18 protein-coding genes are annotated in these 18,662 nt (G+C 41.6%); 3 read left to right on the top strand and 15 right to left on the bottom strand.

Annotated elements, in window-relative coordinates:
* Nucleotides 1-5: 5 nt before the first annotated feature.
* From LA313_RS03980 to LA313_RS03955, 6 genes are all read right to left on the bottom strand, one after another.
* Nucleotides 6-545: a mechanosensitive ion channel domain-containing protein gene (locus tag LA313_RS03980; protein ID WP_228913373.1), complete on the bottom strand. Its 540-nt coding sequence runs from the start codon at nt 543-545 to the stop codon at nt 6-8.
* A 63-nt stretch (nt 546-608) separates the two neighbouring features.
* Nucleotides 609-1,196, bottom strand: a complete 588-nt coding sequence (locus LA313_RS03975) for a Maf-like protein (protein ID WP_228913372.1) — start codon at nt 1,194-1,196, stop codon at nt 609-611.
* Between the two features lies 1 nt (nt 1,197).
* On the bottom strand, nt 1,198-2,118 hold the full coding sequence (locus LA313_RS03970; protein ID WP_228913371.1) for a geranylgeranylglycerol-phosphate geranylgeranyltransferase: 921 nt from the start codon (nt 2,116-2,118) through the stop codon (nt 1,198-1,200).
* A gap of 3 nt (nt 2,119-2,121) precedes the next feature.
* Complete coding sequence (locus tag LA313_RS03965; protein ID WP_228913370.1) at nt 2,122-2,448, bottom strand: DMT family transporter; 327 nt, start codon at nt 2,446-2,448, stop codon at nt 2,122-2,124.
* The gene (locus LA313_RS03960) at nt 2,445-2,957 is read right to left on the bottom strand and encodes a KdsC family phosphatase (protein WP_228913369.1); all 513 of its coding nucleotides are present in this window, start codon (nt 2,955-2,957) and stop codon (nt 2,445-2,447) included. The genes LA313_RS03965 and LA313_RS03960 overlap by 4 nt, the downstream gene beginning before the upstream one ends.
* Complete coding sequence (locus LA313_RS03955) at nt 2,941-3,708, bottom strand: Rossmann-like and DUF2520 domain-containing protein (protein ID WP_228913366.1); 768 nt, start codon at nt 3,706-3,708, stop codon at nt 2,941-2,943. The genes LA313_RS03960 and LA313_RS03955 overlap by 17 nt, the downstream gene beginning before the upstream one ends.
* Before the next feature lie 127 nt (nt 3,709-3,835).
* Here LA313_RS03955 and ccsA point away from each other — a divergent pair, with 127 nt between their 5' ends.
* Nucleotides 3,836-7,045: a cytochrome c biogenesis protein gene (ccsA, locus tag LA313_RS03950; protein WP_228913364.1), complete on the top strand. Its 3,210-nt coding sequence runs from the start codon at nt 3,836-3,838 to the stop codon at nt 7,043-7,045.
* A gap of 673 nt (nt 7,046-7,718) precedes the next feature.
* Here the strand turns inward: ccsA and LA313_RS03945 are convergent.
* The 7 genes from LA313_RS03945 to gcvT all read right to left on the bottom strand — a co-directional run bounded on the left by LA313_RS03945 (nt 7,719) and on the right by gcvT (nt 13,559).
* Nucleotides 7,719-8,561, bottom strand: a complete 843-nt coding sequence (locus tag LA313_RS03945) for a pirin family protein (protein ID WP_228913363.1) — start codon at nt 8,559-8,561, stop codon at nt 7,719-7,721.
* 43 nt (nt 8,562-8,604) lie between these two features.
* A complete protein-coding gene (locus LA313_RS03940) occupies nt 8,605-9,333 on the bottom strand; it encodes an NYN domain-containing protein (RefSeq protein ID WP_228913361.1) in 729 nt (242 codons plus the stop codon).
* 130 nt (nt 9,334-9,463) lie between these two features.
* Nucleotides 9,464-10,351: a cation diffusion facilitator family transporter gene (locus LA313_RS03935; protein ID WP_228913360.1), complete on the bottom strand. Its 888-nt coding sequence runs from the start codon at nt 10,349-10,351 to the stop codon at nt 9,464-9,466.
* Between the two features lie 152 nt (nt 10,352-10,503).
* Entirely contained in the window at nt 10,504-11,232 is a 729-nt protein-coding gene (locus tag LA313_RS03930) for a YebC/PmpR family DNA-binding transcriptional regulator (RefSeq protein ID WP_228913359.1), read from the bottom strand.
* A gap of 57 nt (nt 11,233-11,289) precedes the next feature.
* Nucleotides 11,290-11,580, bottom strand: a complete 291-nt coding sequence (locus LA313_RS03925; RefSeq protein ID WP_228913358.1) for a 4a-hydroxytetrahydrobiopterin dehydratase — start codon at nt 11,578-11,580, stop codon at nt 11,290-11,292.
* A gap of 74 nt (nt 11,581-11,654) precedes the next feature.
* Nucleotides 11,655-12,473, bottom strand: a complete 819-nt coding sequence (locus tag LA313_RS03920) for a sugar nucleotide-binding protein (RefSeq protein ID WP_228913356.1) — start codon at nt 12,471-12,473, stop codon at nt 11,655-11,657.
* A gap of 3 nt (nt 12,474-12,476) precedes the next feature.
* Entirely contained in the window at nt 12,477-13,559 is a 1,083-nt protein-coding gene (gene gcvT / locus LA313_RS03915) for a glycine cleavage system aminomethyltransferase GcvT (protein ID WP_228913355.1), read from the bottom strand.
* Nucleotides 13,560-13,700: 141 nt separating this feature from the next.
* Between gcvT and LA313_RS03910 the strand changes: the two genes are divergently transcribed.
* Nucleotides 13,701-15,230: an NAD(P)H-hydrate dehydratase gene (locus LA313_RS03910; protein WP_228913354.1), complete on the top strand. Its 1,530-nt coding sequence runs from the start codon at nt 13,701-13,703 to the stop codon at nt 15,228-15,230.
* Nucleotides 15,230-16,735, top strand: coding sequence for a histidine ammonia-lyase (hutH, locus tag LA313_RS03905; protein WP_228913353.1), 1,506 nt, complete (start codon nt 15,230-15,232; stop codon nt 16,733-16,735). The genes LA313_RS03910 and hutH overlap by 1 nt, the downstream gene beginning before the upstream one ends.
* Here the strand turns inward: hutH and LA313_RS03900 are convergent.
* Both LA313_RS03900 and fumC read right to left on the bottom strand, forming a co-directional pair.
* The gene (locus LA313_RS03900; RefSeq protein WP_228913351.1) at nt 16,705-17,106 is read right to left on the bottom strand and encodes a hypothetical protein; all 402 of its coding nucleotides are present in this window, start codon (nt 17,104-17,106) and stop codon (nt 16,705-16,707) included. The two genes, hutH and LA313_RS03900, sit on opposite strands and share 31 nt — an antisense overlap.
* A gap of 135 nt (nt 17,107-17,241) precedes the next feature.
* Nucleotides 17,242-18,639: a class II fumarate hydratase gene (fumC, locus tag LA313_RS03895; protein WP_228913350.1), complete on the bottom strand. Its 1,398-nt coding sequence runs from the start codon at nt 18,637-18,639 to the stop codon at nt 17,242-17,244.
* Between the last annotated feature and the right edge of the window lie 23 nt (nt 18,640-18,662).

Raw genomic sequence — 18,662 nt, 5'->3', positions numbered from 1 at the left:
CCATGTTAGAGAGCATCTTTACCTTCATCTGCATGATATTCTTTTTCAACTAAAGAAACTGCTTTTTGCAGGATGAGGTTATTAGGATAGGTGATCAACTCCCCGTCGAGAGTCCTTAGGTGCAGGTGAAAAGCTTTAATGTCTTCAATAATAGCTTCTACAGGCATGTCTTTATCATGGATCTTGATTCGGCTCCCAATTTTATACGGAAAGGAAAAGAACAGGATAATACCTGCTGTGATATTACTAAGTATCGACCAGATGGCAAACATGGCCACTCCAATTATCGCGAACAGGGAGGAAAAAATAAGCGCAATTTCCTGCGCATTATAGCCCCAGGTAAGGGAAAGCAGAAAGATAGCGATTATTGTGACCAGGATATTGATGTACTTAAACATAAGCCTGGTACGGGTTATATGGATCTCACTGCGGTGGCCTACACGGTGGGCTGCCTTTTTCATAATGAATTGCAGGATCCATAATCCCAAAAGAATGGCAATAGTGGTAATTATTTGATTCCGGCTGAAAAAAAAGATGTCTAACATTCCTGAAAATGAATTTTTGTAAAGATACTTTTTAGGATTAGGATGCTGAAATTAAGCTGAAAATTATTCAGCGATCTCCCGCAGGGTCTGGTGCACCAGGTGAGTGGGCAGGCCTACTACATTGAAATAACTGCCTTCAAGATGTTCTACACCAATAAGGCCAATCCATTCCTGGATACCATAAGCCCCGGCTTTATCAAAAGGTCTGTATTTATCTATGTAATATTTGATCTCATCCTCTTCCAGGCTGCTGAAGGTAACTCGAGTGATCGCATGGACGGTTCGTAGCTTTTCAATCGTTTTAAAGCAAACAGAGGTAATGACCTCATGCGATTTTCCCGAAAGAGCTTTGATCATTTCCAGTGCCTGGGCAGGATCTGTAGGCTTTTCCAGGGCTTTTCCTTCGTGCCACACAATGGTGTCGCTGGTAATAAGGATATCCCTGGTAGAAAGTTCCCCGTCAAAAGCTGCAGCTTTGAGTTCTGCCAGGTAATTAGTAATCTCTACATCTTTTAATTCTGAAGGATATTCTTCTTTTACCGGCTTTAGTCTTATCTCAAAATCAATCTCCAGTTCTTTAAAGAATTGTTGCCTGCGGGGAGAACCTGAAGCAAGAATGATATGATGGTCTTTTAGTTTTTCCTGTAACATATTATAGTAATACAAATCTATAAAGGCCGATGGATAATATACCTGCGGCCAGGATTAATTTAAACACCAGGCTAAGGTGGTGGAAATCTTTTTTTGTCTCGGCTCCCAGTATTTTTACCAGAAAATAAAGGAGTGGGCCTACCACGGCAAACATGATGTAAAGCATGGCAGCGTGGCTTTCATAAAGGTACGTATATAAATAATAAAGCACTCCCAGTAGTGGTAGCAGGGCAATTATAAAAATGATAAAGTTGGTTCTGCCCCTGCCAAGCAGTACAGGTAGGGTGTTGTAACCGGCATTGTAGTCGCCGGTTATATCCTCCTGATCTTTCACCATTTCCCGAAGAAAATTCACTAAAAAAGCAAAAATGCCATAGTCAACAAGGATCAAGAAAATTACTTTTTGAGTAGAGAGATTTTTAGGGGTGATTGCCGGCACGAGATCAAAAATTCCCACCATGACAATGATCATGGCGACCATCACGCTTACCACAAGATTCCCAACCAGGACAGTTCCCTTGATCTGGGTAGCATAGAAATAAAGGAAAGCAGACGGCAGGATAAAAAGTGCAACGAAAGAAGGTTTGCCAACAATATTACTAAGGTAAAAACCTATTCCCACTCCAATGATATTCAAAGCTATAAACCAGTTCCAGGCAATTTTTTCTGAAATCTTTTGTCCAATGATCAACTTATGAGGCTTATTGATCTTATCGGCCGCTATGTCCTGAATGTCATTGATGATATTCCCGGCGGCAGCCAGAGAGATCATGGAAAGAACGAGCAGAGAAAAACTAAAATGGTCAAGGACTGTCTCAATATTAAAAGGCTCAAACAGGAAATACTTTACCAGTACCTGCGTGAGAATGATCATCAAAAGATTCGGAAGCCTAATCAGCTTCAAAAATGCAACTACAGGCATGGATTAAGCTGAAACGAATTTAAGCCCTATGATCGAAGCTATAAGTGTAAAAAGGAAAAACAGCCGCCAAAAATGAACAGGTTCTTTAAAAACAAAGATCCCGATCAAAACCGTACCAAAAGCCCCAATTCCGGTCCATACAGCATAAGCAGTACCAATAGGAAGGGCTTGAGTGGCTTTGTATAAAAGGGCCATGCTTACACTAAGGCAGACAAAGAAACCTGCCATCCACCATAAGGAGGTGCTGCCGGTTGTTTCCCTGGCTTTTCCAAGGCAGGTTGCAAACCCTACTTCAAAGAGTCCTGCGATAATGAGGAGGAACCAATTCATTTGTGGTCATTCCATTTGCCCTGTACTTTTAAAACCTGCTCTATGACATCTCTTACGCAGCCTTTTCCGCCTTTTTTGTGAGATACATAGCGGGAAATTTCCTTTATCTCGGGCGCAGCATCCTGTGGGCAGCAGGGGAGCCCTACTTTCTTCATTGCATATAAGTCCGGAAGGTCATCTCCCATATATAGCACTTCTTCGGGATTGATATCGTAAACCTCAAAAAATTCTTTCATTTGCTCCACCTTGTCTGGGCAGCCCAAATAAATGTCTGTAATTCCCAGACCTTTAAGACGGAGGCGTACGCCTTCATTTTTTCCGCCAGAGATGATGCAGATGGTGTACCCTTTGTCCCTCGCATATTTCATCGCGTATCCATCTTTGATATCCATGGTGCGAAGAAGATCGCCGTTGCTGCTTATTTGAATGGATCCATCGGTAAGGACCCCGTCTACGTCAAAAATGAATGTTGTTATCTGGCTAAGGAATTCTTTATAGCTTTTTTCCATGGAAGGTTTGAATTGCTGAAGTTAAGAGTTTATAGATTTCCCGGTTTTCTTCTGAAGATTCCAGGAGTTGTAAATGAGCATCAATTGTAGAGCGGTCATTTCTTATGGCCGGTCCCGTTTGTACTTTTGCCGGGGATGCATGCTGGACTTTCCTTGAAGTTTCTGCAATGAGGGGCTTCAAAATTTCAAACGGAATTTCACTTTTTTGACAGATCTGTTCCCCAACTGCGTACAGGTGGTTTACAAAGTTGCACACAAAAACGGCCGAGAGATGTAATTTTTTTCTTTGTGTTGAAGAGATCTCATAGCTTTTCCCTGAGATCATTCCCGCAACCTGTTTAAGTAACTCCAGGTCACTGGAAGAATTGGCCTCCAGGCAAAACGGGATCTGCGAATAATTTACTTCATTGTCCTTAGAGAAGGTCTGGAGCGGATAGAATACTCCTCTTCGGGGGCAGTCGACCAGGGCATCAATAGCAACAGAACCCGAAGTATGAACTACCAGTGCATCTTTTTGCTGAAGTTTTGCGGCAACTTCAGGAATGACATCATCTTTAAGAGCCAGTATATAAATATGGGCAGAGGTGAGTTCAGAAATTTTTGTGGTCACTTCAGTTTTATTTCTGAAGAAGTCGAGGGTATTATCAGAATGATTGTAGACCTGTTTGACATGTATTTCTTCCGCAGCTGTAAAAGCTTTAAAAAGATGTGTAGCAACATTGCCTGTTCCCAAAAGTACAATTTCTGTCATACGGCAAAAATACCAAATTTCTTTAACTCCGATGGCTGCTGCTGCAGGAGAGAAAATGTAGTATTAATAAAATCTTAATTCCTGATAAATTCCTTACTTTTGCAGGGTTTAAAAAAACAACCCCTCGATGCAGAAAAAAATAGCTTCTATCATCTTTTCCACCCGGTTAATGGCCTTTCTTTTTATTGTCTTTGCCCTGGCCCTTGGGATTGGAACTTTCGTTGAAAATTATTACAGTACAGCAACAGCAAAAGTCTGGATTTATAATGCCCTTTGGTTTGAGGTGATTATGGCTTTTTTTGTCGTCAATTTTGTTGGAAATATCTTTAGATACGGGTTACATAAAAAAGAAAAGTGGTCATCTCTACTACTGCACCTTTCTTTTATTCTCATCCTGGTGGGAGCCTTTGTAACAAGGTATATTAGTTATGAAGGAATGATGCCCATAAGGGAAGGAGCAACAGAAAATACGTTCCTTTCAGAAAAGACATTTTTGACCACCTTTATAGACGGGGAGATCGATGGTGAACCCCGCCGTAGGGTGGTTGAAGAGGATGTTCTTTTGGCTCCTGGGGCTTCAAATGAGTTTACTTTTAATACAGATTATAACGGGCAGCCGGTAAAGCTTGAGATCATAGATTACATCCATGGTGCCGAAGAAGGTCTTGTGGAGGATCCCGAGGGAGAAAATTATCTTAAAATTGTAGAAGCGGGAGGTGGAGACAGGCACGACCACTACATTAAGGAAGGGGAGGTGAGTAATATCCACAACGTGCTTTTTGCCTTGAACAAACCTACCGAAGGTGCAATAAATATTACTCTTGAAAATGGAGAATATTCTATTTCTTCTCCTTTTGAAGGAACCTACATGAGAATGGCCGATCAACTGCAGGGTGAAGTAGCGGCCGATTCTGTTCAAACCCTGCTACTGCGCTCCCTGTACAATATGGCGGGTATGCAATTTGTTCTGCCAGATCCTGTAATACGGGGAAAATATGATGTGGTCCCTACCGAGGAAAAGACCGAAGGGCAGCAGGACGCAGCGGTTGTGCGTATCACTACTGCGGGAGAATCAGAAACCGTGAAGTTACTAGGGGGTAAGGGTATTGTAAATGATCCTAAAAAACTGAACATTGGGGGACTTGAATTTTATATTCAATACGGGTCCAAACTATATGAACTGCCATTCTCCATTAAGTTGAACGATTTTATTGCCGATAGATATCCGGGAACAGAAAAAAGTTATTCATCTTTTAAAAGTAAAGTCACAGTTATTGACGAAGAGGAGACTTTTGACTATGATATTTTCATGAATCATGTGCTTGACTATGAAGGTTACCGCTTTTTCCAGGCCTCTTTTGATCCCGATGAAAAAGGTACAGTACTTTCGGTTAACCATGATTTTTGGGGAACCTGGATCACTTATATCGGATATACACTACTATATATAGGTCTAATGTGGATCTTGTTTGCCAAAGGTTCCCGTTTTGGAGAGCTTAAACAAATGCTTGAAAAGGTGAAGAAAAAGAAAGCCAAACTCCTTAGCGTTTTAATGATTCTTTTTGTCTCTGGCACCGGCCTGGCACAAGAAGATGAACACGCACATGAAAATCCGCTGGCGGTTCCAAAAGCACGAATAGATTCCATTATTAAAGCCAATGTAGTTTCTGAAGAACATGCTGCAGCGTTTGGACGTCTTGTGGTGCAGGATGCAGGCGGAAGGATGAAACCAATTAATACCTATTCTTCAGAGTTACTCCGGAAGTTGAGCAAAAGCGATGATTACGAAGGTTTAACATCAGACCAGGTAATGGTCTCCATGACAGAAAATCCTACAGTTTGGTACAATGTCCCCATTATTAATGTTAAGAAGGATAACGATAGTATTAGACATATTGTTGGAGTTCCAGAAGATCAAAAACATCTTGCTCTTACCAATTTCTTCGATCGTGAAGGAAATTACAAGCTGGGGCCTTACCTGGAAAGAGCTTATATGGCTTCGGTACCCAATCAATTTGAAAAAGACTTTATAGAGACCGACAGGCGGGTGAATCTCCTCTATAACGCCCTGCAGGGGAAGATCCTAAGAATTTTTCCAATCCCGGAGCATGAGAACAACAAATGGGTTTCCTACCCCGAAGCTGCCGAAGCAGGTTTTAAAGGAATGGACTCAGTATATACGAGGCAGATCCTTCCAATGTATTTTAATGCGCTGCAAATTGCTAAGGAAACCGGAGATTATGCTCAGGCAAACGAGTTGTTGAGCAGTATCAAAGGTTTTCAAAAGAAATTTGGAGAGGAAGTTATCCCTTCAGAAAAAAAGATAGAGACAGAGATCCTTTACAATAAATACGACGTCTTTAGGAATCTCTTCTGGATGTATATGCTGGCAGGGGTACTTATGTTAATTTTTGTGATCGTGCAGATATTTAAGGACAGTAAAATTATACGGGCCTTAATTAAGTTGAGTACAGTATCTATAATTATCTTCTTTGCCTTACATACTGCGGGGCTTATTGCCCGTTGGTATATTTCCGGGCACGCTCCCATGAGTGATGCGTACGAATCCATGATCTATGTGGCCTGGGCGACGATGCTCTTTGGGTTGCTCTTTGGAAGAAAAAGCTACCTTACAATTGCATCTACCGCCTTTGTGACTGCCATGATTCTTATGATAGCACATTGGAACTGGATGGATCCTTCAATAGCTAATCTACAGCCGGTACTGGACTCCTACTGGCTCATGATCCACGTATCGGTGATCGTTGGTAGTTATGGTCCATTTACCCTGGGGATGATACTTGGAGCAGTGGCACTACTTCTTATGATCTTCACTACAAAGAAGAACAAGAAGAGAATGGATCTTACTATTAAGGAGATAACCATAATTACTGAAATGGCTCTCACTATTGGTTTGGTGATGTTAACCATTGGTAACTTCCTGGGAGGGCAATGGGCGAATGAAAGCTGGGGTCGTTACTGGGGTTGGGATCCAAAGGAAACCTGGGCTTTGGTTAGTATCATGGTTTATGCATTTGTAATCCATATGCGCCTGGTGCCGGGAATGAGAAGCCGTTGGTTATTTAATTTTATGGCGGTGATTTCCTTTGCAAGTATTATGATGACTTATTTCGGAGTGAATTTTTACCTCTCCGGATTGCACTCATATGCCAGCGGAGATAAAGTAATTACACCAGATTTCATATATTATTCGGTTGCTGTAGTAGCACTTTTAGGAGCAGTCTCTTATTGGAGGTTTACCAAATATTATAAAAAGAGTAACCGAAGCAGGCTAACTGCAGATTATATTAAGAAGAAGAAAAAGAAAAAGAACTAACTAAAAAATCCTGCTGAATAAGCAGGATTTTTTAGTTAGTGTTGGTCCCAATTCAATGGATTATTCCGAATGTAATTTGCTATCCGTTCATGTGATTCCCGGTTACGAATAATATAGTCATGAAACCTGGGCTGCCAAGGAAAATGTTCATTATTCTTTCTGCATTCAAAGGTTGATCGCCCTTTGAACCATCGAGTGATCCGGGGTAAATTGTCGTGCAAAATGGGATTTTATTTCCTGTAACCCCACCCGAATTCGTATTGTTAATGATAGAGGGGCGATTAATCACGTCTCTACCAACATTACAACCGCCATTTTTATTAATAACAATAATTCAATGAATTGGTCGGGCATTATAACAAATTCATCTAATGTGACGAATGGGAAATTTTCAGGAATTAATTGCCATAGGTCAAATACAATGCGGCCAATATCTGACAATATCATTTCCTTTTGTACAAATGATATTGAACCAAAATATGGTTTTCTTTCTGCTGTACAAATTGTTACGAAATATGCTGCATTCCAAGCATAATCCCAATGCTGCAGTTTGGTTGTGGTAATACGATATTTGTTCCGAAACCTGTTTGTCATAGTCAAGGTTCGGGAGGCAGGTTCTAAGATTTCACATTTAAAATAAGGGCAACTAGCAACTGGCAACTGGAACCGGAAACTATTCAAACTTCCCCTGCTGGTAATCGGCATAGGCCTGTTCTATCTCTTCTACAGTGTTCATAACGAATGGCCCCTGTGCGATCACGGGTTCATTAAAGGGCTCTGCATGACCAAATAAAACTATACTTTCTGCCAGGGCTTCTATTTGAAGCTCTTCATCATCATTATTGAATTCTACCAGGTGTAAGGATTGGATGATTTCTCCATTGATCTTTATTTCTCCTTTAATGACATAACACAGGATGTTGTGGTCCTTCGGAACAGTGGCGGTAAAAACACCTTCGCGTTCAAAGAATATTGTGCTTAGGTTAATACCTGTAGAGGTTTCAAAGGCCCCTTGGGTATCATTCAAACATCCCGAAACAACCTGAGCTTTAACCTTGCCATCCTTGAAAGTTGTAAATGGAATTTCCTCTTTTTGCAAGCCTTTATACTTTGGCTCTGTCATTTTAAGTCGGGCCGGGAGGTTAACCCACAGCTGCAGGATCTCCAGTGGTCCACCTTCTGCTTTAAATTTTTCCGAAGAAACTTCAGCATGAGTTAAGCCTTTACCGGCAGTCATCCACTGCACGCCGCCGCTCTCGATCACGCTATTGTTTCCGCCGGAATCTTTATGAGCGATGTCTCCATCCAGTATGAAAGTAACAGTTTCCATCCCGCGGTGAGGATGAGGACCAAAAGGCAAACCTTTATTTCCCGGAGAATACCTTTGTGGCCCATGATGGTTGAGGAAAAGAAATGGATCTATCATTCTTAATGACCTTGTGGGCATTGGAGAATAGGTAATAAGGTCGGCTATGGGACGATATTCCGCTTTATAGGTTCTTTTAATGGTTCTCATTAAGCAATATATTTAAGAGGTGTCAAAAATGTCATTTCTGGACCTATTCCTTGTTACGTACGTAGATAAGTTTATATTTTCCCCTGCCTTGATTTTCCCGTGATTCAATTTCAAATTTGTCGATGGAATTGATCATAGGGGTTAGTTTTTGGAAACCGTAGTTACGGGAATCAAAGTTTGGTTGCTTTTTTTGCAGTAAACTTCCCACATCTCCAAGAAATGCCCAGCCATCATCATCGGCAACATCAGAGATCGTGGAAGCTATCAATTTGATCACTTTATTGGTGATCTTGTCATAATCACTTTTCTTGGTTGTCTTTTCCTTGCTGGATTCCTTGGACTCATTTTTCAGGATCTCGATATAAATAAATCTATCGCAGGCTACGATAAAAGGATCGGGAGTCTTCTTTTCTCCAATTCCAATCACATTCATTCCTGCTTCCCGTAATCTTGTTGCGAGGCGGGTAAAGTCACTATCGCTGGAAACCAGACAAAAACCATCTACTTTTTGTGAATAAAGAATATCCATGGCATCGATGATCATAGCCGAATCTGTCGCATTTTTTCCTTGTGTATATCCATATTGCTGAATAGGAGTGACTGCATTTTCAAGCAGCACATTTTTCCATTTTACAAGATGGGGTTTGGTCCAGTCACCGTAAATTCTTTTTATCGTTGGGTTGCCGTATTTGGCGATCTCTTCCATCATTTCCTTGACATAGGCCGAAGGTATATTGTCGCCGTCTATTAACACCGCTAATTTTACATCCATTTAATTCAAAATTTCTTGATTATCCTATAAAGATAGGGAATTGACTTCTACCCTGCAGACGGGGGAGCAGGATTAGTATTTATTTAGCAGAGGGGAAGGCTAAAAAAAAGGATGTCAAAAATGGCATTTTTTAGGAGTGGTTTGTGTCGTGCGGCTCGATGTGGATGAGGATATCGGCCACCTCGGGCATTTCATGCAACAGGCGATCTTTAAGATTGTGAGCAATTTCATGACCCTGGTTGACCGAAAGTTCACCGTCAACAATTACGTGAAGATCTACATGAAAAGTCATTCCGGTTTTACGGATAAAACATTTTTCGGTCTCAATTACTCCCTGCTCCTTTTGAGAGATCTCCCGAATCTCTTCAACCATGTCATCATAAAGATGTTCATCCATGATTTCCCCCAGGGCAGGCCTTAAGATGAGATAGGCGTTGTAAAGAATAAATCCTGAAGCAAACAGAGCCGCCCAATCATCGGCAGTTTCGTATCCTTTTCCCATAAATAGGGCAATGGAAATTCCAATAAAAGCCATTAGGGAGGTGATAGCATCACTACGGTGGTGCCAGGCATCGGCTTTTAAAGAGCTGCTTTTTGTTTCCTCACTTTTTTTATTGATGAACCTGTAAAAGATCTCTTTGGTAAAGATTATTGCCGCCAGAACTATCAGGGTATAAGGTTTCGGTACCTTGTGCGGGGTTTGAATGTTTTCAATACTTTCCATTACAATAATGGTAGCCGAAACAACCAGGAAACCCACCACAGCAAATGTGATAAGAGGTTCTACACGACCGTGCCCATAAGGATGATTTTCATCTGCCGGGCGGGCAGAATATTTTAAGCCAAAAAGCACGAGAAGGCTTGAAAAAACATCGGTGGTAGACTCTATGGCATCGGCGATAAGTGCATAGGAGTTTCCAAAGATACCGGTCACACCTTTTATTATGGCTAAAGCCGCATTTCCAAAAATGCTATAGTAAGAGGCTTTGATTGCCTTTTGGTGCGCGTCGGTTTTCATGAAGTTTAATCTAGAGAGACTGTCTGAAAAGCCATTTAAGCGTCATTCTGAATTTATTTCAGAATCTCATTAATCTGATTTTTAGTAATGATGAGAACCTGAAACATGTTCAGGTTAACAAAAAATCAGACCTTTAAAACAGGCCCTTATTGTTATTCTTCCTCTTCAGTAGATTCTTCCATGGTGTGATATACATGCTGTACATCATCGTCCTCCTCCAGCTTTTCCAGAAGTTTCTCAACATCGGCTGCTTCTTCGGAAGATAATTTTTTAGTTACCTGCGGAATGTATTCGAATCCTGAAGAAATGATCTCAATGTCGCGACTTTCCAATTCCTTCTGAAGGGCTCCAAAAGCTTCAAAAGGAGCATAAATAATAATGCCATCTTCATCTTCGAAAACTTCTTCGGCACCAAAGTCGATTAGTTCCAGTTCAAGTTCTTCGGCATCAAGACCCTCTTTTGGGATCCTGAAGTTACAGGAATGATCAAACATGAATTCTACAGAGCCTGAAGTTCCAAGGTTTCCGTCGCATTTGTTGAAATATGACCGAACATTGGCTACTGTGCGGTTGTTATTGTCTGTAGCGGTTTCTACAAGCACGGCGATCCCGTGTGGGGCATAACCTTCAAAAAGCACGATTTTATAGTCACCCTGACTTTTATCTGAAGCCCGTTTAATAGCGCGTTCGATATTATCTTTGGGCATGTTGACACTCTTCGCATTTTGGATCACGGCCCGCAACCTGGAATTGGTGTCGGGATCTGGACCGCCTTCTTTTACGGCCATTACAATATCTTTCCCAATGCGAGTAAAAGCTTTGGCCATAGCAGACCAACGTTTCATTTTGCGTGCTTTCCTAAATTCGAATGCTCTTCCCATTTCTTTGTATTAATTGTCGCGTAAAAATAGGAAAAATCATCAAGCTCTTAAAAAAGATTATTCCCCTGCATCTACTATATTTTCAATGCTCCGCGCCAGTTTAAAATCCTTTTCGGTCACTCCGCCGGCATCGTGTGTGGAGAGGGAAATTTGTAGTTCATTGTAAACATTTGACCAGTCGGGATGGTGTTGCTGGGCTTCGGCTTCAAAAGCGATCCTTACCATAACCGAAAATGCTTCTTTGAAATTTTCAAATTGAAAGGAGGTATGAATGGCATCATCTTTAAACTCCCATCCTTCAAGGTCTTCCAGTCTCTTGTTGATCTCATTTTTGTCTAGAATTTGCATAGCTTCTGGTTTTAGTTTTACTAAAGTTACATAACCTCGCAGAGGGCAAAATAGAATTAGTAGAAGATTAACAACTAGGAAACCAGGGTGCTGCCCACTACATCCTGGATGGAGATCTGTAAATTCTTTGGAAGAAGGTTATCTTTTGGAATAACGGCCAGAAAGCGGTCAAAGTTGGAGTCGTAAACATTCTTAAGCAGTGGCTTCTTTTCTCCCAGAGCTTCACAAATTTCGCCTACCAGATCATTGTGATGAATAAGATCATTGCTTCCAAGGTGAAATACGCCCTGCCTGTTTCTATTGATGATATAGTGCAGTTGCTGGGTTACCTTAGCTTCGTAAGTAGCATTCACAACTACATTGGAAAAAACTTCAATAGCCTCATGTTCCTTCAGCTGGCGTTTGATCTCATTCACGCGGGGGGAGTTGGCTCCAAAAACCATAGGCAGCCTGGCAATAACATATTTATTGTTGGGCAGTCGCAGCAGTGCATTTTCAATTTTGATCTTGAACCTTCCGTAAACACTTTGAGAAAGTGTTTTGTCGTATTCGTAAGAAGGGTAGTTTGTAAAAGCGTCAAAAACATTGGCCGAAGAAAGAAAAATAAGCTTCGTGTTCTTGTTCTTTTGAATGTAATCTATAATTTCAAAATGGGTATGTACCTGTGCGAGGAAATTTCCGCGGAGAGCAGAAACGATTACATTAGGACGCAGGTTTTCCAGAATAATACTTGCACTTTCCCGCTCAAGGTCGAACTGATGGAATTTTTGGTTCTTTGCAAAAAAGGCATTTTCTGTGCGGTAAGTAGCGTGGGTATCAAAATAGGGGTAAAGCTCTTTATACAGGGAATTCCCGATAAAGCCGCTTCCCCCTAAGATCAATATTTTTTTCAAAAACTATCCTTTATAAAATGGCATTTTGACCACTGTAGCAGGAAGGGTTTTTTTGCGTATCTGGATATTAATTCGACTTCCCGGCTTGGCCAACTCTACAGGAACATAGCCCATTCCAATACCTTTTTCAAGAGATGGGGACATGGTTCCTGAAGTTACATTGCCAATAACCTTGCCATTATCATCTACGATGTCATAGCCCTGGCGGGGAATACCACGTTCGTTAAGTTCGAAACCAATCAGCTTTCGGGCGGGACCATTTTCTTTTTGTTCCTTAAGAGCTTCAGAATTTACAAAGTCCTTTGTGAACTTCGTGATCCACCCAAGACCTGCTTCTATTGGGGAAGTAGTGTCATCAATGTCATTTCCGTAGAGACAAAAGCCCATTTCCAGTCGCAAAGTATCTCTTGCAGCAAGACCAACCGGTTTTATGCCATAGTCTGCACCTGCTTCAAAAACCCTGTCCCATACCCGCTGGGCATCATCGTTCTTTACGTAGATCTCAAATCCGCCGCTGCCGGTATATCCCGTAGCCGATATGATTACATTTTCGGCTCCGCCAAAAGGTGCCACTTCAAAGGTGTAGAATTTTATTTCTTTAAGATCAACATCTGTAAGGGACTGCATAGCTTCGGCAGCTTTAGGTCCCTGGATAGCCAGCAGCGAATATTCATCTGAAAGATCGCGCATGGTGGCATCCATAGTATTGTGTTGAGAGATCCAGTTCCAGTCCTTCTCAATATTAGAAGCATTTACTACAAGAAGGTATTTCTCTTCGTTGAAGCGATAAATGATAAGGTCATCTACAATACCCCCTTCGTTGTTGGGCATACAGCTGTACTGGGCCTTGCCATCTGTAAGTTTGGAAGCATCGTTGGAGCTTATTTTCTGGATCAATGCGAGAGCATTTTCCCCGGTGATGAGGAATTCTCCCATGTGAGAAACGTCAAATACACCTACCGCTTTTCTTACGGTTTCGTGTTCAATATTTACACCATCATAAGAAACGGGCATGTTATAACCTGCGAAAGGAACCATTTTGGCTCCAAGTTCTATATGGGTAGAGGTAAGGGCAGTATTTTTCATTTAAAAATTATTTTGCACAAATTTATTAATTTCAGAAAAGAATGAGGGTTTATTAAGGAAATTTTCAACAGAAATAGATAAGGCAGGGATAGGGCCAATGGAAATTCTATATTTGTATAACTTTTCAAAAAGCAAAGACCAATGAAGATCCTTAGCGCCAAACAAATAAAGGAGGCCGATAAGCTCACCATTGAAAAGCAGGGGATATCCTCCACCGAACTTATGGAGAGAGCTGCCAGCCTGGTGTTCGAAGAGATCCACAGGCGATTGGAGGGAGCTCCTATTCCTGTCAAGATCTTTTGCGGAATAGGTAATAATGGAGGGGACGGCCTGGTAGTTGGCCGGCAGTTGATAGAAGCAGGTTACGATGTTACCATATATATCGTAAACTACAGCGACCAACGTTCCCAGGACTTTTTGCTGAATTATGATCGGGTTAAGAATCATAGTAAAGAATGGCCCATACTTTTAAAATCTGAAGAAGATTTCCCTGAAATAAAATACGGAGATTTTGTTGTGGATGCCATCTTTGGAGTAGGACTAAACCGTCCGCTGCCCGATTGGGTTGCTTCGCTGGTAAGGCACATTAACGGTTCAGGTGCTTTTGTTCTGTCTATTGATATGCCGTCGGGGCTTATGGCCGATGCCGCGGTTGAAGACGAGGAGTCGATCATTCAGGCAAGCTATACCATTACTTTTCAGGTGCCAAAAATGGCATTTTACATGCCCGGTACTGCGCCATTTGTGGGGGACCTTCAAATTCTGGATATTGGTCTGGACACCGATTTTCTTCAGAATGCCCCGGCTGCAGCCCAGTTAATTTCAAAACCTGAAGCCAAAGCACTTTACACTCCCCGTAAAAGGTTTTCCCATAAAGGCACTTACGGCCATGCCCTCATTATTGGAGGGAGCTACGGGAAAATAGGCAGCGTTTGTCTTTCTGCAACTGCCGCAATGCGGGCGGGTGCTGGGCTGGTGACTATTTTTGCGCCTAAATGCGGTTATGAAATACTTCAAACGTCCCTTCCTGAAGCTATGGTCTTAACCGACTCTCATAATGAGATGCTTACAAATCTGGAATTTGATCTTGAGCCAGATGTGATAGGTTTTGGAATAGGAGTAGGGACTAATGAAGAAACAGTGAAGGCTTTTGAGCAATTGCTGAAAAATTACAGAAAACCCATGGTCATAGACGCCGATGGACTAAATATACTTTCGAAAAATAATAAATTACTTGATCATTTACCCGAAGGCAGTTTGTTGACTCCTCACCCTAAAGAACTGGAGAGATTAATTGGTTCCTGGAAAGATGATTTTGAAAAACTTGAGAAGGTAAGATCCTTTGCTACAAAATATAAGGTTGTGGTGGTGATAAAAGGGACTTACACCTTTACTGTGGCCCCAAATGATATTTTTATCAACACAACAGGAAATCCCGGGATGGCAACAGCAGGTAGCGGCGATGTCCTAACGGGGATCCTTACAGCCCTTATTGGCCAGGGTTATGAACCTTTACGTGCAGCGGTACTGGGAGTTTATCTGCATGGGAAATCGGGCGATCTTGCAGCCGAAAAACTTAGCTATGAAGGAGTAATAGCAGGAGATATTGCTAAAAATACAGGAGCGGCCATATTTGACCTTTTTGAAAACAAACAAACCAACAATTCCTAATGAGAGATTGTCATTATATAAGTTCTTCTGTTCTTGATATTGAAGAAATAAGAGAGATACTGGAAAAGAAAAAAAGTCTTGCTTTAAGTGAGGAGGCTATTTATCATATCGAGAAGGCGAGAAAGTATCTCGACAATAAGATGAAGGAGAATAAAACTCCCATTTATGGCATAAATACCGGTTTTGGATCTTTGTGTAACGTAAAGATCTCTTCTGAAAATCTTACTAAACTTCAGGAGAACCTTGTAATGTCTCACGCCTGCGGAACAGGGGAAAAAGTATCAAAACCTATCATAAGATTAATGCTTCTGCTTAAAATTCAGTCACTTAACTATGGACATTCAGGGGTGTCAATGGAGACGGTTAACAGGTTGATAGACTTTTTTAACGAAGATGTGCTGCCGGTGGTATACTCCCAGGGTTCGTTGGGAGCTTCGGGCGATTTGGCTCCGCTGGCCCATTTGTCGCTGCCTTTGATCGGAAAGGGAGAAGTCTATCTCGACGGAAAAATAATTCCTTCCGAAGAAATGCTGAAGAAATTCGGTTGGGAACCTATCACTTTACAATCAAAAGAAGGGTTGGCCTTGCTCAACGGAACTCAGTTCATGAGTGCTCACGGGGTTTATGCCCTTCTTAAGGCTAACCGGCTTTCTATGTGGGCCGATATTATTGGAGCTCTGTCTGTGGATGCATTTGATTGTAATATTTCTCCTTTTAATGAGTTGGTACATCTTGTAAGACCCCACAGGGGACAGATAAAAACAGCCGAAAGAATAAGAAAGATCCTGGAGGGTAGTGAGATTGCGGAACAGGTAAAACAGAATGTGCAGGATCCATATTCTTTTAGGTGTATTCCGCAGGTACATGGTGCGAGCAAGGATACTCTCGATTTTGTCTATAAAAGTTTTAAAACAGAGATCAATTCGGTTACCGATAATCCGAACATTTTTGTGGATGCCGATAAGATCATTTCCGGAGGGAATTTTCACGGACAACCAATTGCCCTGCCTCTAGATTATCTTGCCATTGCAATGGCAGAGCTGGGAAATATTTCAGAAAGAAGGATATATCAACTGGTTTCGGGCTTGAGAGGGCCCGCTTTCCTGGTGGATGCTCCCGGTCTCAACAGCGGATTCATGATTCCGCAATACACTGCTGCCAGCATAGTTAGCCAGAACAAACAACTTTGCAGCCCTGCAAGTATTGATTCGATTGTGTCTTCGAACGGGCAGGAAGATCACGTAAGTATGGGGGCTAATGCGGCTACAAAAGTTGTGAAGGTAATTGATAATGTAGCTACGGTACTGGCGATCGAGCTTTATAATGCCTCCCAGGCGCTTTCCTATAGAGGAAAGCACAAAACTTCTCCTATGCTGCAAAAACTTATCGAGGATTTCCGAAAGGAAGTTCCTTTAGTCAAGGAGGATATTGTGATGGCACCTTATATCCAGAAAGCCAGGAAGTTTCTAAAGAATTATAACCTTACAGAATTTGCATTTGAATAGGAATTGATCAATTCAAACATCCATGCTGTGGCTTCTTCGAGTGAACTGAAGATCTTAAAGCAGTTCTTATTTGCATAAAACTGCTGTTCAAGAAGTGCAGTTTGACGGGTCACGGGATCTTTGGAAACGACAGCTATTGCTTTTAATTGAGGGTTTTCTGCAGATTCTCTATATACCATGGGATTTACGGCGTAAGAGTTTATCCTGTGGGAGATGTAACCAAAAAAGTCATTATTAAAACTATCGTGACCAATTTGCAAAATTTTCCTGTTTGTCTCCACATCCAGTAGAGCCCCTTCGTTCATTTCATTTATAAGTATCCTGTCATGAACCCAGATCACTCCGCAGTTGAGTTCGACTTTTTTTATCATTAGGTGTAGGGAATAAGGCTGTGAAAATAGGATTTTTTACTGAAATATGAGGAGACTAAAAACAGGATTTTCTTAAATAAAAAAGAGTCTTAAAAACCTATATTTTAAGACCCTCTTTTTGATGTAGTTATAAATTTATTTTAGGGAACCAACCATATCCTGAGGTTTGACCCATTCATCAAATTCCTCGGCAGAGACATATCCTAAATTCACTGCTTCTTCTTTTAATGTAGTGCCGTTTTTATGCGCAGTATTTGCGATTTCGGCTGCTTTGTAATATCCTATTTTTGTGTTTAGGGCAGTTACCAGCATGAGGGAATTGTTAAGAAGCTCCTGTATTCTCGGCTTGTTAGGTTCAATTCCCGCAGCACAATGTTCATCAAAAGATGCACAGGCATCTCCAAGAAGTTGTGCACTTTGAAGGATATTAGCAGCCATTACCGGTTTAAACACATTGAGTTCAAACTGTCCCTGCATCCCTCCAACATTGATGGTAACATCATTTCCTATTACCTGGGCGCAAACCATGGTTAGGGCTTCTACCTGGGTCGGGTTTACTTTACCGGGCATAATAGAAGATCCCGGTTCATTAGCGGGGATTAAGATCTCTCCAATACCACTTCTTGGACCAGATGCCAGCATACGAACATCATTGGCAATTTTATTAAGAGAAACTGCAAGTGTTTTTAAAGCGCCACTGGTCTCCACAAAAGCGTCATGTGCAGCAAGAGCCTCGAACTTATTTGGTGCAGAAATAAAGGGGAGCTCTGTGAACTTCGCAATAAATTCTGCAACACGTTTAGAGTAACCTTTTGGAGTATTCAATCCTGTTCCAACGGCTGTTCCTCCCAAAGCCAGTTCCGAAAGGTGGGGCAAAGTGTTTTCAAGAGCATTTAGACCGTGGTCAAGCTGGGAAACATAGCCGCTGAATTCCTGTCCCAGGGTTAGGGGAGTGGCATCCATGAAGTGGGTACGACCAATTTTTACTACGTCCTTAAATTCTTCCGACTTCTTCTTTAAAGTATTGCGCAGTTTCTTAACTCCGGGAATTGTTGTTTCCACGATCTTCTTATAAACCGCAATGTGCATGCCTGTAGGGAAAGTGTCATTGGACGATTGGGATTTGTTTACATCATCATTGGGAGAAAGTACTTTTTCACCCTCTCCAATCTCTTTGCCTGCAATTTGCTGGGCACGATTTGCTATAACCTCATTGAGGTTCATGTTACTTTGAGTCCCACTTCCTGTTTGCCATATCACCAAAGGAAATTGATCATCATGCTTTCCTTCAAGGATCTCGTCGCATACCCGGGCGATATAATCTCTTTTGTCTACAGTAAGAGCACCAAGTTCACAGTTGGTAAAAGCTGCAGCTTTTTTAAGGTAGGCAAAGCCGTAAATGATCTCCAGAGGCATAGAACCGGGAGCACCAATTTTAAAGTTATTTCGGGAGCGTTCTGTTTGTGCTCCCCACAGTTTATCTGAAGGGACTTTGACTTCCCCCATTGTATCTTTTTCTATTCTGTATTCCATGATTGTATTGGGTTTATTACAAA

It is taken from the genome of Salinimicrobium sediminilitoris (assembly GCF_020866905.1).
Lineage (GTDB): Bacteria > Bacteroidota > Bacteroidia > Flavobacteriales > Flavobacteriaceae > Salinimicrobium > Salinimicrobium sediminilitoris.
Note: the sequence above shows the minus strand (reverse complement) of the source record. Positions and strands in the feature narration are given on the sequence as shown.